Raw genomic sequence first — 14,075 nt, 5'->3', positions numbered from 1 at the left:
ATTTTGTGAGCTACATCACGACGATGGTAATAGTATTTATTAATAAAAAATAACCTATTGACTGCATTTGTAACTTTGTGTTACGTGAGTTTGTTTTTGTTTTTAATTAAAATCAATGAATTATGTTTTTAATCTCAATGCTTTGGGTGATTATAGTTAATTTATATTGATGATTTGGTCGGCGGCGTGAGCACGAAATTGGCATGAAGAAAGGGCAGGCGGATGAAGCCAGGGGGGACAAGTAAAAACGGCCGCCCGTGGGGCAGCCGTGGTGAACAAAAGAACGGGAATTACAGCTTGCCTGAACCGGCGTTGTCCGTAATGGATTGCGCCAGTTCGGTGGTCATCGGCTGAACGGCGTAAACGTAAGGAATCGCGCTGGTGTAGGCGCTGAAACCGCAACCGGACAGATCGGCGGCGCTGCCATTCAGGACGGAACCATTGTCGGAGAAAATGGAGCCGTTGAATTTCTTCACAACCTTGCACGCTTTGCTGGCGCTCAGGTTGGCGATGGTGAAGCTGTTGCCTTCGGACAGCACGCTGCCGCTGGTGCCGATACCAAAGCTGTACAGGTAACGGTACACCGGATCTTTTACGTCGCCTTTGAAGACGTTGTTGAAGCTGTGGACGCTACCGTAGCGTACGCGCGGCGCGCGCTCGGTTACGCGGTTGAACACGTTGTTAAACAGCGTGACGTGCAGCTTGCCTTTATCCTGAGCGGAGTTGGTGTCGCTGTGACCAATCAGCATGGTCTTGTCGTGCTGATCGAACAGGCTGTTGGAGATGGTAACGTAGTCGGAACCGCGTTTGATATCCAGCGCGCCATCGTGCTGGACGTAAGTTTCGCCGTCTTTGGTGGTGTACATGTCATCAGTAAAGCTGCCGTCACTGATGGTGACGTGGTCGACCCACACGTGGTGAGCGCCGTTGGTGATGTTCATGCCATCCCATTCGGCATTCCAACCGTCGCCTTTTTCGTAATGCGGTTCTACGTCAATTGGCGTCTGGATGTAGACGTTACGGATGATGACGTTATTGGTGCCGTCGGTACCATCGATAATCAGAGAACCGTTGATGAATTTGGCGTCGGCGCCAATCCCGATCACGGTGGTGTTAGCCGGAATGTTGATCTGGCTGCGGGCTTTCTGGTCAGCAAAATCTTTGTAGGGCGTACCGCCGCTGATATCGACCGTGCCTTTGATCTGGATGATTTTTGCGACGGCGCCGGCGCTGAGTGCGCTGGTGAATTCGCTGATATTGGTAACGACGTAGATATTATCGCTGGTTGCGGCGGCGCCGCCGGTGGTGGAACCGTTTTGCGACGCCCAGCCAGCGGCGGGAGCGGATTCCAGCGCTTTGCTGTTAACCAGTTCGGCGGCGGAAACGCCAGAGGTCATCGCGCCGGCGATCAGTGCAGCCAGCAGACATGTTGAGGAGCGGGTAAAAGAACGTCCTGAAGCTTTGTTCATCGTATTTTCCTTGACTAGAATCCTGTGTTGATTGTTAAAAATAATTTCCATATACATCGATGGGTTATTTTTATTTATTGCCCCCCAATGGCAGCCTGTTAGGCGTCTCATCACCTATTAATAATATTTAATTATCAATGTTGAAGTGTCGGCGATGCTGCCACTTAAGGGCCGCCAATGAATACGATCTATTTATTTGTTTTTCAATATCTGTTGATAATGAAATGGTGTTTTAAATGTAACATTGTGTTTTTTATTTCTTATTTATAAAGACAGGCTTAACTATTTTTCCGTTCGGGAATAAAAAGCGAGCAGAGGGGCGGGAGCGTTGTTTTTCCTGGCCGGTTTTTATTTGTCAGCATGACGCGATGGTAAATGAAACGATTACGAAACAGCAGCGGTTAACCCGCCAGGTTATTTCTGCCCCGGTATTTGTTTTTGGGAAATAAATGGAAAATAGAACAGGCCGAATTACCGGCCTGCTGGTGTGAATGAATATAACCTTTTACCGGTTATATCACCTTGTGCGGACCAAAGCATTCGTAATGAATCTGCGATTCGGTAATCCCCAATTCCAGCAACTGCCGGGCGGCAAATTGCATAAAGGCGACCGGGCCGCATAAATAACAGTGCAGGTTTGTCACCGGCAGTGGTTCCGGAAGATCATTCAGCGCCATCAGTCCGTGAAAAACCTGCGCGGGAGGTGCTGCTTGCGATGATGCTTCCCGATACCAGACATAGGATTGCAACTGCGGCAGCGTCGCGGCAATGTCGGCGACTTCATCGGCAAAGGCATGTACCTCTGTATTTTCAGCCGCGTGCAACCAGAAGATATCCGCCTGATGCTGCTGATTTTTCAGACTATGCAACATGCTGAGCATCGGCGTTTGACCGACACCGGCGGAAATCAGCGCCACCGGCGTCTTTGGCGCGACCTCAAGATAGAAATCGCCGTGCGGGGTCGCCAGCTCAATCACATCGCCTTCACGGGCGACATCGTGCAAATAGCCCGATACGCTGCCCATCGTTTCTCGCTTGACCGCAATACGGTAATAGCGCCCGTTGGGTTCATTCGTTAGTGAGTACTGACGAATCTCCTGATATTCAAAACGTTTATCGCGGATGTATACCGCCAGATACTGGCCGGGACGGAATGCGGCGACCGGGCCGCCATCCACCGGTTCCAGCGTAAAGCTGGTGATCAGGCTGCTCTGCGGCTGTTTCGCCACGATACGAAACGGTCGTGTGCCATGCCAGCCGCCGTGTTGTCCGGCGCTGTGCTGATAAATGTCGCTTTCCCGCTGAATAAACACATCCGCCAGCACGCCGTAGGCCTTGCCCCAGGCATCCAGCACCGCCTGACCGGGCTGGAACATTTCTTCCAGCGTTGCCAACAAGTGAGCGCCCACTATCTGGTACTGTTCCGGCCGGATATTGAAGCTGGCATGCTTTTGGGCGATGCGCTCTACCGCAGGCAACAGCGCCGGCAGGTTTTCGATATGTGTCGCGTAGGCGCAAATGGCATTAAACAGTGCTTCACGCTGATCGCCATTGCGCTGATTACTCATATTGAAGATATCTTTCAGTTCCGGATTATGGCGGAACATCCGCTGGTAAAAGTGAGCGGTCAGCGCCGGGCCGGTTTCGGCCAGCAGGGGAATGGTGGATTTGATGGTGGCGATGGTTTGTTGATCCAGCATGGTGAACCTCATTGTTGTCTTTAAGTTGTATTTAAAATGAATCTTATTGAAAAGGGCGTTGCCTGTAAATCCCCTGTGGTGGTCAGGCGTTGGGTCGAGGTAACGAGCAAGGGCAAAGGCGCATGAAAAAAATGCAGGTTGCGGATGAGAAAAAGTCAGCCAGAATGGCGAATCCCGGAAAGACGGAAAGCCTTGCGTAGCCTGTAGCTAATCGTTTGCGTAAAAACCTCTGTCAAGCCCTATCATCGCCAGTCAAAAACGGTTTACACTATGTGCCCACGGCCCTTTGGGTGATTTTTAATAAAGAAGCAAGTTAGCTGAGTCAGGAGATGCGGATGTTAAAGCGTGAAATGAACATTGCCGATTACGATGCCGAGCTATGGCAAGCAATGCAGCAAGAAGTGGTGCGTCAGGAAGAGCACATTGAACTGATTGCGTCAGAAAACTATACCAGTCCACGCGTCATGCAGGCCCAGGGGTCTCAGCTGACCAACAAATACGCCGAAGGGTATCCGGGCAAACGCTACTACGGCGGTTGCGAATACGTTGACGTGGTTGAACAACTGGCGATCGACCGCGCCAAGGAACTGTTTGGCGCCGACTACGCCAACGTACAGCCGCACTCCGGCTCTCAGGCTAACTTCGCTGTCTACACCGCGCTGCTGCAGCCGGGCGACACCATTCTGGGCATGAACCTGGCGCACGGCGGCCACCTGACTCACGGTTCACCGGTCAACCTGTCCGGTAAACTGTATAAGGTCGTGCCTTACGGTATTGATGACAGCGGCAAGATCAACTATGACGAAATGGCCGAGCTGGCCCGCACTCACCAGCCGAAAATGATCGTGGGCGGCTTCTCCGCGTATTCCGGCATCGTTGACTGGGCGAAAATGCGTGAAATCGCCGACAGCATCGGCGCTTATCTGTTCGTCGACATGGCGCACGTCGCTGGTCTGGTCGCCGCGGGCGTTTATCCGAACCCGGTTCCGCACGCTCACATCGTGACCACCACCACCCACAAAACCCTGGCGGGTCCGCGCGGCGGCCTGATCCTGGCGAAAGGCGGCGACGAAGATCTGTACAAGAAACTGAACTCCGCCGTATTCCCGGGCGGCCAGGGCGGCCCGTTGATGCACGTCATCGCCGGTAAAGCCGTGGCGCTGAAAGAAGCGATGGAGCCGGAGTTCAAAACCTACCAGCAGCAGGTAGCGAAAAACGCCAAAGCGATGGTAGAAGTGTTCCTGTCCCGCGGGTTCAACGTGGTGTCCGGCGGTACCGATAACCACCTGTTCCTGCTGGATCTGGTCAGCAAAAACCTGACCGGTAAAGACGCTGACGCGGCGTTGGGCCGCGCCAACATCACCGTAAACAAAAACAGCGTGCCGAACGATCCGAAGAGCCCGTTCGTGACCTCCGGTATCCGTATCGGTACGCCGGCGGCAACCCGTCGCGGTTTCAAAGAAGCGGAAGTGCGCGAACTGGCCGGCTGGATCTGCGATGTGCTGGACAACATCAGCGATGAAGCGGTTATTGAGCGCGTCAAACAGAAAGTGCTGGATATCTGCGCCCGTTTCCCGGTTTACGCCTGATAGCCTGCCTGATGCGTCCGAGTTGCTCGGGCGCGCCGCCAACGCCAGCCTTCGGGCTGGCGTTTGTTTTTCTGCTTCCCGTTGCTTCCGCTCCGGCTCTCTGACAGAGTAACCGACCGTAGAGGAGAGGCAATATGGTTCTGCAATCAACGTACTGGCTGGCGCTCGGCTATTTCACCTATTTCTTCAGCTATGGCATTTTTCTGCCATTCTGGGGCGGCTGGCTCAAAGGCGAGGGACTATCCGCCGAGGCGATCGGCATTCTGCTCGGCGCCGGGCTGGTGGCGCGGTTTGCCGGCAGCCTGTTCATTACCCCGCTGGTGAAAGACCCCGCCCGGCTGATTACCGTACTGCGGTTGCTGGCGTTGTTGTCAGTGCTGACCTCCATCGGATTCTGGCTGGGCAGCGCCTGGTTGTGGCTGATGCTGGTGATGCTCGGCTTCAACCTGTTCTTCGCGCCATTGATTCCGCTTACGGATGCGCTGGCGGCGACCTGGCAAAAACAGATCCCGCTGGATTACGGCCGGGTGCGGGTGTGGGGCTCGGTTGCGTTTGTGATTGGCTCCGCCGTGACCGGGCAACTGGTGGCGGTTTGGGGGCATCAGGCGATTCTGGCGACACTGGCGGCGGGGCTGCTGTCGATGCTGCTGGGTATGGCGTTGCGGCCGCATGTGATGCCCGCCTCAGTCAAACGACACCAGACGCAGACGGCCGCCACGCCGTGGCTCGTCTTGCTGCGCGAACCGGCGGTCTGGCGCTTTCTGCTGAGCGTGTCCTTGTTACAGGGCGCTCATGCTGCCTACTACGGCTTTAGCGTCATTTACTGGCAGCAGGCGGGGTATTCGGCGGCGGTTATCGGTTATCTGTGGTCGCTGGGCGTGGTGGCGGAAATTGTCATTTTTGCGCTGAGCAAGCGTCTGTTCGGGCACTGGAGCGCGTCCGGATTGCTGATGCTGTCCGCGCTGTGCGGCGTGGTGCGCTGGAGCCTGATGGGCGCGACGGTGTCGCTGCCGTGGCTTATCGTGATGCAGATTTTACATTGCGGCACCTTTACGGTTTGCCACCTGGCCGCCATGCGGTTTATCTCCTCACGCGACGATGCGGACGTGCTGCGCTTGCAGGCGGCCTATTCGGCGCTGGGCACCGGGGGCGCGGTCGCCGTGATGACGGTGGTGTCCGGCTTTCTGTTTGAGTACCTTCAGGGCGGAACCTTCTGGGTGATGGCGTTGCTGGTGCTGCCGGCGTTCATGCTGCGCCCGCAGGTAAGCACTCGCTCGCGCTGAGTAAGACGGCGCATCAGTGACAGGCGAAAACGGTCAGGATAGAAAATGTTACATTATAACAATTTAGGCTTTTCATTCCGTTGGGTAAGCTGCCTGCTGTTGACCACGGTGGCGGTATCCGGCCCGGCGCTGGCCCATCCGCACAGTTTTATCGATATGAAAACCACCGTGGAAGAGAAAGACGATCAGATAACCGGATTGCGCATGAACTGGACTATGGATCCCATTACTTCCGCCGATTTGTTGTACGACGCCGGCAATGCCGCCAAAGACTCGGAGGTGTGGAAAAAACTGGCCGCCGAGGTGATGGCGAATGTGCTGGGGCAGCACTACTTCACGGATATTTATCGGGATGGAAAGCCGGTGAAATACCAGCCGTTGCCAACGGAATACCACCTCTCCCGCGCAGGCAACAAAGCGGTGCTGGAGTTTGTGTTGCCGCTGGCGCATCCGCAACCGCTGGCGGGCGCGCCGTTACTGATTTCCACCTATGATCCCACCTATTTCGTGGATATGTCCTATAAGGACGATAGCGCGATTCAGGTAGCCTCTGCGCTGGCCGCGCGTTGTAAAACCACGCTCATGACGCCCAAACCGGATGCGTCGCTCCAGTCCTACGCGCTGTCGCTGGACAAGAACGCCAAACCGACTAAAGACGTGGAATTGGGAAAACAGTTTGCTCAACAGGTCACGTTGCAATGCCGGTAAATCATGCGCGCGTGACCCGACATTATCTGCGCTGGTGGCCGCTGGCGCTGTTTTTACTGCTGACAGGCGCGGCGGCATGGCAGGCAATGGTCTGGTGGCCGTCGATTCTGATGCAAAGCATTGAATGGCAGAGGTCGCTGCATCAGCAAATGTCGGATTTGATGGAGCAAGTGCGGGCGCAACCTCATCAGGCCGGCTGGACGCTGGTGATGTTCAGCCTGGCGTATGGCGTGCTGCATGCGGTTGGCCCTGGTCATGGCAAAGTGGTGATCGCCACCTATCTGGCGACCCACCCGTCCCGGCTGAAAAGCAGTTTGCAACTGACCTTTGCCTCCGCCTTGTTGCAAGGGACGGTAGCGATCGTACTGGTGACGCTGGTGCTGGCGGTGTTGCAGCTTTCCAGCCGTGCTTTGCACATCGGCAGTTTCTGGATGGAGAAAAGCAGCTTTGTGCTGGTGGCCGGGCTCGGCGGCTGGCTGTGCCTGCGCGCATTCAGACGTCTGCGGGCGTTGCTGTTTTCCCGCGCCAAACCGCGTATCCGCTCGTTAACGCCGCTTGATGCGTCGGCGTCCGGCGTCCGGCTGGCACCTGCCGTAGGCCATCAGCACGATGAACACTGCGGTTGCGGTCATCAGCACGTGCCGACGGCAGAGACGCTCAATCACGGCGATGGCTGGCGTACCCGTATGATGGTGGTGTTGGCGATGGGATTGCGCCCGTGTTCCGGCGCGATACTGGTGTTGCTGTTCGCCAAAGTGCTGGACGTGTTTGTCTGGGGCGTGATCTCGGCCCTGACCATGGCGCTGGGGACCGCGCTTACCGTCTCGCTGCTGGGCGTGGCGGTGCTGTTCTGCCGCCGGCAACTAGAGCGTTTAAGCCGCGCCGGCGCGTTTTCCTCTCCACGCTGGCAAGCGCTTGTCTGGTCGGCCTTGTCGCTGGCGGGCGGTATGGCGCTGACCTTTGCCGGCATTGTGCTTTACCTCTCCACGCAACCGGATGTGATGGGCGGGATTCGGCCACTGATGGGGTAGCGCCCCGCCGCGAATCAAGCCTGTTTCGTTGCTCTGCGGCGGTCATGTTTCCGCCGTTCGATCACCATCACGTATCGATAAATATCCTGTCTTTTCATGTAAAAAAGATTGCCCGAATGTAACCGTAACTTTATTATTTACATTGAATGATAATGACTCTCATTATCCGTAAAACAGGCAGGGAATAACAGAATGAAAAAGTGGTTGTGTGCCGTTGGCATGGCGTTGGGGCTGGTTTCGGCAGTCCGGGCTGCCCCCATTGTGGTGGAAGACGTTAGCGGCAGAAAAGTCGAGATTAAGTCTGAAGTTAAGCGCGTGATTTTGGGGGAAGGGCGGCAGATTTATCTGCTGGCGGCGTTTGATACCGATGCGCCGTTCCAGCGCGTGGTCGGCTGGCGTGACGACTTGCCGAAAGCCGACTATGACGGCTATCTGGCTTATGAACATAAATATCCGCAGATTAAACAACTGCCGACCTTCGGCGGCGCCAAAGACGGCACCTTCAACGTTGAGCAGGCGGTGAACCTGAAGCCGGATCTGGTGTTGATGAACCTGGAAGCGAAAGCCGCTACCGATGAAGCCAAACTGATTGAAAAACTCAGTGGTCTGGGCATTCCGGTGGTGTTTATCGACTTCCGCGAAAAACCGTTTGAAAACGCCGAGAAAAGCATTCGCATTATGGGCCAGCTGCTGGGCAAACCGGCGCGCGCCGAAGAGATCGTTCAGTTCCGCCGTCAGCAGATTGATATCGTGACCGATCGCCTGAAGAACTATCAGGGGCCGCGTCCGAAGGTGATGATCGACCGCGCCGGTGGCTATGACGAAGAGTGCTGCATGTCATTCGGTAATGAAAACTTCGGGAAAATGGTGGAAGTCGCGGGCGGCATCAATATCGCCAAGGGCATTATCCCCGGTACTTTCGGCACCCTGAACCCGGAGCAGATTATCAGCGCGCGTCCGGACGTGGTGATCGTCACCGGCGCCAACTGGAAGAACTACAACACCGCCAACGGCTGGGTTGGCGTAGGGCCGGGGGCCGACCAGCAACAGGCGCTGCAGCGCTTGCAGAAGCTGATGGAACGCTCCGCATTCAAAACGCTGCCGGTCGCCACCAACGGCAAGGCGCATGCCATCTGGCATCAGTTCTATGACAGCCCGTATCAGTTTGTGGCGATTCAGGCGATGGCGAAGTGGCTGCACCCGGACTTGTTCAAAGATATCGATCCGGATGCCACCTTCCGTACCTTCCATGAGAAATTCCTGCCGTTGCCGTACCAGCCGGGTTACTGGGTGACGCTGCCGGCGAAATCCTGACCAGCGATGATGCCGCCTTTATCGGGCGGCTGATCGCAACAGAGCGGCAATAACCAAACGTGAAGAAAAAACGTGAATAACAAAACGCCCCGATCATCTGCATGGTCGGGGCGTTTTTTATGCGCTGCGTGGTTTACAGGGTTGGTTCGGCAACCAGCCCGTCAATCATCACCTGCGGAATACCGCGAGAGCAGCGCTCAATGCGGCCGCGAACGCCGTACACCTGCGCCAGGCTCTCTTCACTGATTACCTCGGCCGGCTCGCCATCGGCGATCAGCTTGCCGTCTTTGAGCATCAGCACGTGGTCGCCATGACGCAGCGCGATATTGATGTCATGCACCACCACTACCGTCACGATATTGCGCTTGCGGGTTTCCTGACGTACCAGATCCATCACGTGGAACTGGTAGTTGAGGTCGAGCGCGCTGAGCGGCTCATCCAGTAACAGCAGCGAAGGCTGACGGATAAGCGACTGCGCCAACCCGACCAGCTGTTTCTGACCGCCGGAAAGCTGGTCCAGATAGCTCATCGCCAGATGCGAAATGCCCAACTGCCTGAGCAGCGTCAGCACCTCGTCTTCGTTGCTGCTGTGATGCAACCCGCCGGACGCGCGCTGGGCGACGATAATCGATTCCAGTACGTGCAGATGCACGCCAGCAGGCAATGACTGCGGCAGATACACCACTTTTTCCGCCCGTTTGGCGAACGGCAACTGCATCAGGTTGACATCATCCAACAGCAGATCGCCTTGCGCTTGCCCCAGCCCGGCCAGTGCGCGCAGCAGCGTCGACTTGCCGCTGCCGTTCGGCCCCAGCAGTACGGTGATCCTGCCGCGCGGCAGCAGCGGAACCGACAGATCGTTAATGACCGTTCGTCTGGGGTAGCCCGCTGAAAAACGAGAAATCGCCAGTCCGTTGTGACTCATACGTTCCCCCGGTTACGCAGAATGATGCTGAGGAAGAAAGGAACCCCTACCAGCGACGTGACAATCCCTACCGGAATGATGACGCCCGGCAGCAGGTTTTTGGATACAACGGATGCCAGCGACAGCACCAGCGCGCCGGTCAGGGCGCTGGCCGGCAAATAGAAGCGGTGATCCTCGCCGAAAATCATGCGGGCAATATGCGGCGCCACCAGACCGATGAAGCCAATCGGCCCGACGAACGCTACCGACAGCGCCGACAGGAAACTGATGCGCAGCAGCGTGGCCAGACGCAGGCGGCGCACGTTGATGCCGAAACTGATGGCGCGATCTTCGCCCAAGCGCAATGCGGTCAGCTTCCATGAGCTCATCATGGATAGCGGCATCACGATAGCCAACACCGCCAGCAGAATGCCGAGTTTTTCCCAGGATGAGCGCGCCAGGCTGCCCATGGTCCAGAACACCAGCCCCTGCAACGTATCTTCGTTGGCGATGAATTGCAGGATGGACACCAGCGCGTTAAAGGTGAACACCAGCGCGATCCCGAACAACACCACGCCGGATGTCGCTACCTTGGTCCAGCGGGTAATGCCGTCGAGCAGCAGCGCCGCCAGCAGCGCGAACAGGAAGGCGTTGGCTGAAATGAACCATTGCGCCGGAATACCCGGAATACCGATCCCCAATACGATTGCCAGCGCCGCGCCGAATGCCGCCGCGGAGGACACGCCCAGTGTGAATGGGCTGGCCAGCGGGTTGTTCAGGATGGTTTGCATCTCTGCGCCCGCCAGCCCCAACGCCAGACCGACCACCACCGCCATCAGCGCATACGGCAGGCGGATGTCCCAGACGATGACGCGGCTACCGGCGTCTGCATTGGCGGGGTCGGTTAGCGTTTGCCACAGCACATTCAGCGGCAGGCCGGAAGGACCGAGCACAAAGTCCAGCAGCAGGGAGGCGACAATCGCTACGACCAGCACCGCCATCACCATCAGCCGATGGCGAATGATATGCCGATAATGGGTTAGCGCGCTGTTTTCAGCCGTGCTGACACGGCTGATAGGGGATTCGGTGGTTACACTCATGAATTACTCGGCCAGTTTGCGGGCAAACACAAAGTTGTTGTCAGGCAGGGTGGTGAAATGGCGAACGATATAGTGATAGGTATCGTCCGGGTTCAGCGTGCTGAACTGCTTCGGATACACCGCTTTGGCCAGATACTCCATACCGACGATGTTGTACGGATGGTTATAGAAGTGGTGGTATACCCCGTAAACCTGACCGGCTTTAATCGCAGGAACCTGGTCGATGCCGGTACGGCTCAGCAGCGCTTTGGCTTTGTCCTGAATGTCGCTGTTGCTGGCGTCATAGCCGAACGGCAGAATCTTGCTGGTGCCGTTGCCGCGTTTGGAACCGGTCATGATGTAGGTATCGGGTTTTTCGCTGATCACTTTTTCCAGTGAGACAAAGCCGGACGCGCCCGGCAACAGTCCGGAACCGATGTTCTTCGCGCCGATGCCTTCCAGCAAGCCGCCCCAGCCGCTGTGGGAATGGGTGAAGCAGCAGGCATCGGTGTTGCCAGCGATAGGCTCAATGAACACGTTAGGTTTGGTGGCGATGCCTGCAGTCACCTTCTGGATGTTGTCAAAGTGCTGGCGGTAAAAGTCGGTATACGCTTTGGCGTTTTCTTCACGGTTTAGCACCTTGCCAAGCAGATCGACGCTGGGCGCGGTATTTTTGGCCGGATTGATTTCATAATCCACAAACACCAGCGGAATGTGCAGCGCGTTCAGTTTGCCGATCACGCCGTTTTCCATCAGAGCCGGTTTGGCACGCAGTTGGGCGATCATCAGGTCAGGTTTTTTGGCCAGAATACTTTCCAGTTCCACTTCACCCTTGTCGCTGAAACCCATGTCCAGAATGCTTTCAGACTGCGGCCATTTGCCTTTCAGCAGATCCCAGGTGGCGGTGTCCTGTTTTTTCGGCAAATTGTTCCAGGCGACCAGACGGTTAAACGGGTTATCGCGGTCCAGCAGCGCCATCGCCATGATATCGCGGCCGTCCTGCAGCACAATGCGCTGTGGTTCCTGTTTGATGGTGACGCTTTGTCCGTCGATATCAGTAACGGTGAGGGGATATTGGGTGGCGAAGCTGGTGAAGGAGGTGGTCAGTGTGGTAGCCAGCAAAAGGTGACGCCATGATTTCTTTAACATGATTCTTCCTGTCATGAACTGCTGATAGACGGGGATAATCCCCGACGCAAATGAATGAGTTTAATAATTATTATCATATAAAATTAAACTTTCACTCAACAGGGCTGAGTTGTAAAGAAAAATAATAGCAGGGGCATGCCTGACGACATGCCCACAGAAGGTGTTAACGCTTCAGCGCGTCGCTCAGTTGCTCGCGGATGGTCGACAGCAGGGATTTCACCACGCGCGGGTTACCGGCGACGATGTTGCCGGAAGCGAGGTAGTTGTGGCCGCCGATGAAGTCGGTAATGATGCCGCCGGCTTCACGCACCAGCAGTTCGCCGCCAGCGAAGTCCCACGGTTTCAGACCGATTTCAAAGAACCCGTCCACACGGCCGGCCGCTACATAAGCCAGATCGAGCGCGGCGGAACCGGTGCGGCGGAAGTCGGCGCACTGGCCGAACAGCGCTTCCAGTACGCGCAGATAGCTGGCGCTGTGCTGTTTGTGCTTAAACGGGAAACCGGTCGCGAGAATAGTGCCGTCCAGATCGCGGGCGTTGCTGCCGCGCAGACGGTAGCCGTTCAACTGGGTGCCCTGACCGCGGGTGGCGGTGAACAGCTCATTACGCATCGGATCGTAGACCACGGCCACTTCGGTGCGGCCTTTGACGCGAACGGCGATGGAAACGGCAAAATGGGGAAGACGTTTGATGAAGTTGGTGGTGCCATCCAGGGGATCGATAATCCATTGTACGTCCTGATCTTCGCCAACCAGTTCACCACATTCTTCACCAATAATGGTGTGCTGCGGATAGGCTTTGCGGATGACCTCAATAATCAGGCGTTCTGCATCACGGTCAACGTTGGTGACAAAATCGTTACTGCCTTTCTGGCTGGCCTCAACGGCGTCAGGCGTTTCATAGTTTTTAGCTATCAGGTTGCCGCCTTTGCGCGCTGCGCGCACGGCGATGTTAAGCATCGGATGCATGGTATCGTCCACAAGAATGTTAAAGAACAGAAAACGGCGCGGAGTATAGCAGATAGCGGGAGAAAGAGAAAACAGAGAAGTTTGTGTTAATATACGCCGGTTTTCGTTTCATATGACAGAGTCCGCATGTTACAGAATATACGCATTGTGCTGGTGGAAACTTCACATACCGGCAATATGGGGTCAACGGCCAGGGCGATGAAAACCATGGGGTTGACCAATCTCTGGCTGGTCAATCCGCTGGTCAAACCCGATTCGCAGGCCATTTCGTTGTCTGCCGGCGCCAGTGATGTTATTGGCAACGCCACCATCGTTGATTCTCTCGATCAGGCGCTGGAAGGCTGTGGTCTGGTGGTGGGCACCAGCGCCCGTTCCCGTACCTTGCCCTGGCCGATGTTGGAGCCGCGCGAGTGCGGCGTGCGCAGTATTCAGGAAGCGCAGCGCGCGCCGGTGGCGATTGTGTTCGGTCGCGAGCGCGTGGGGCTGACGAATGAGGAACTGCAGAAATGCCACTACCATGTGGCGATCCCCGCTAATCCGGAGTACAGCTCGCTCAATCTGGCGATGGCGGTACAGATCCTGTCCTATGAGGTGCGCGTCGCCTGGCTGGATCGCCAGCAGCAGGGCGAGCCGGCGCATGAGGAGAGTCCATACCCGCTGGCGGATGATCTGGAGCGTTTTTACCAGCATCTGGAAGAGACGCTGCTGCACACCGGTTTCATTCGCCAGGCGCATCAGGGGCAGGTGATGAACAAGCTGCGCCGGTTGTTTACCCGCGCCCGTCCGGAAAACCAGGAGCTCAATATTCTGCGCGGCATCCTGAGCGCGATCACCAAGACCGCCTCGTCGACGGACAAGCCGCAGGACAATAGTTGAGTTATT

At 56.3% G+C, this 14,075-nt stretch carries 12 protein-coding genes; 6 read left to right on the top strand and 6 right to left on the bottom strand.

The window, feature by feature from the left end:
* Positions 1–290 precede the first annotated feature (290 nt).
* Together pelA and hmpA are read right to left on the bottom strand one after the other, a co-directional pair.
* The gene (gene pelA, locus DXXMK7_RS15470; protein ID WP_038919871.1) at positions 291–1,469 is read right to left on the bottom strand and encodes a pectate lyase PelA; all 1,179 of its coding nucleotides are present in this window, start codon (positions 1,467–1,469) and stop codon (positions 291–293) included.
* A 512-nt stretch (positions 1,470–1,981) separates the two neighbouring features.
* Positions 1,982–3,169, bottom strand: coding sequence for an NO-inducible flavohemoprotein (gene hmpA / locus DXXMK7_RS15465; RefSeq protein WP_038919870.1), 1,188 nt, complete (start codon positions 3,167–3,169; stop codon positions 1,982–1,984).
* Positions 3,170–3,504: 335 nt separating this feature from the next.
* Between hmpA and glyA the strand changes: the two genes are divergently transcribed.
* From glyA to DXXMK7_RS15440, 5 genes are all read left to right on the top strand, one after another.
* Positions 3,505–4,758, top strand: coding sequence for a serine hydroxymethyltransferase (gene glyA / locus DXXMK7_RS15460; protein WP_038919869.1), 1,254 nt, complete (start codon positions 3,505–3,507; stop codon positions 4,756–4,758).
* A gap of 134 nt (positions 4,759–4,892) precedes the next feature.
* Positions 4,893–6,041, top strand: coding sequence for a 3-phenylpropionate MFS transporter (locus tag DXXMK7_RS15455; protein ID WP_038919868.1), 1,149 nt, complete (start codon positions 4,893–4,895; stop codon positions 6,039–6,041).
* Positions 6,042–6,086: 45 nt separating this feature from the next.
* Entirely contained in the window at positions 6,087–6,749 is a 663-nt protein-coding gene (locus tag DXXMK7_RS15450) for a DUF1007 family protein (RefSeq protein WP_038919867.1), read from the top strand.
* Positions 6,740–7,780 carry a nickel/cobalt transporter gene (locus DXXMK7_RS15445; RefSeq protein ID WP_038919866.1) on the top strand — a complete coding sequence of 347 codons (1,041 nt, stop codon included), beginning with the start codon at positions 6,740–6,742 and terminating at the stop codon, positions 7,778–7,780. Before DXXMK7_RS15450 ends, DXXMK7_RS15445 begins: the two co-directional genes overlap by 10 nt.
* Before the next feature lie 192 nt (positions 7,781–7,972).
* Positions 7,973–9,094: an ABC transporter substrate-binding protein gene (locus DXXMK7_RS15440; protein ID WP_038919865.1), complete on the top strand. Its 1,122-nt coding sequence runs from the start codon at positions 7,973–7,975 to the stop codon at positions 9,092–9,094.
* A gap of 133 nt (positions 9,095–9,227) precedes the next feature.
* On the opposite strand, the gene DXXMK7_RS15435 is transcribed toward DXXMK7_RS15440, so the two are convergent.
* The 4 genes from DXXMK7_RS15435 to suhB form a co-directional block, all read right to left on the bottom strand.
* On the bottom strand, positions 9,228–10,019 hold the full coding sequence (locus tag DXXMK7_RS15435) for an ABC transporter ATP-binding protein (RefSeq protein WP_038666793.1): 792 nt from the start codon (positions 10,017–10,019) through the stop codon (positions 9,228–9,230).
* Positions 10,016–11,005, bottom strand: a complete 990-nt coding sequence (locus tag DXXMK7_RS15430; protein WP_231348879.1) for an iron ABC transporter permease — start codon at positions 11,003–11,005, stop codon at positions 10,016–10,018. Before DXXMK7_RS15430 ends, DXXMK7_RS15435 begins: the two co-directional genes overlap by 4 nt.
* Before the next feature lie 96 nt (positions 11,006–11,101).
* Complete coding sequence (locus DXXMK7_RS15425) at positions 11,102–12,226, bottom strand: ABC transporter substrate-binding protein (protein WP_038919862.1); 1,125 nt, start codon at positions 12,224–12,226, stop codon at positions 11,102–11,104.
* A 163-nt stretch (positions 12,227–12,389) separates the two neighbouring features.
* Complete coding sequence (suhB, locus tag DXXMK7_RS15420) at positions 12,390–13,193, bottom strand: inositol-1-monophosphatase (protein WP_038666804.1); 804 nt, start codon at positions 13,191–13,193, stop codon at positions 12,390–12,392.
* 126 nt (positions 13,194–13,319) lie between these two features.
* On the opposite strand from suhB, the gene trmJ reads away from it, so the two are divergent.
* The gene (gene trmJ / locus DXXMK7_RS15415; protein ID WP_038666807.1) at positions 13,320–14,069 is read left to right on the top strand and encodes a tRNA (cytosine(32)/uridine(32)-2'-O)-methyltransferase TrmJ; all 750 of its coding nucleotides are present in this window, start codon (positions 13,320–13,322) and stop codon (positions 14,067–14,069) included.
* Positions 14,070–14,075 lie beyond the last annotated feature (6 nt).

Origin of the sequence: Dickeya sp. MK7, assembly GCF_000406305.1 — a bacterium.
Taxonomy (GTDB): Bacteria; Pseudomonadota; Gammaproteobacteria; order Enterobacterales; family Enterobacteriaceae; genus Dickeya; species Dickeya fangzhongdai.
This window is presented reverse-complemented; position numbering and strand designations above follow the sequence as displayed.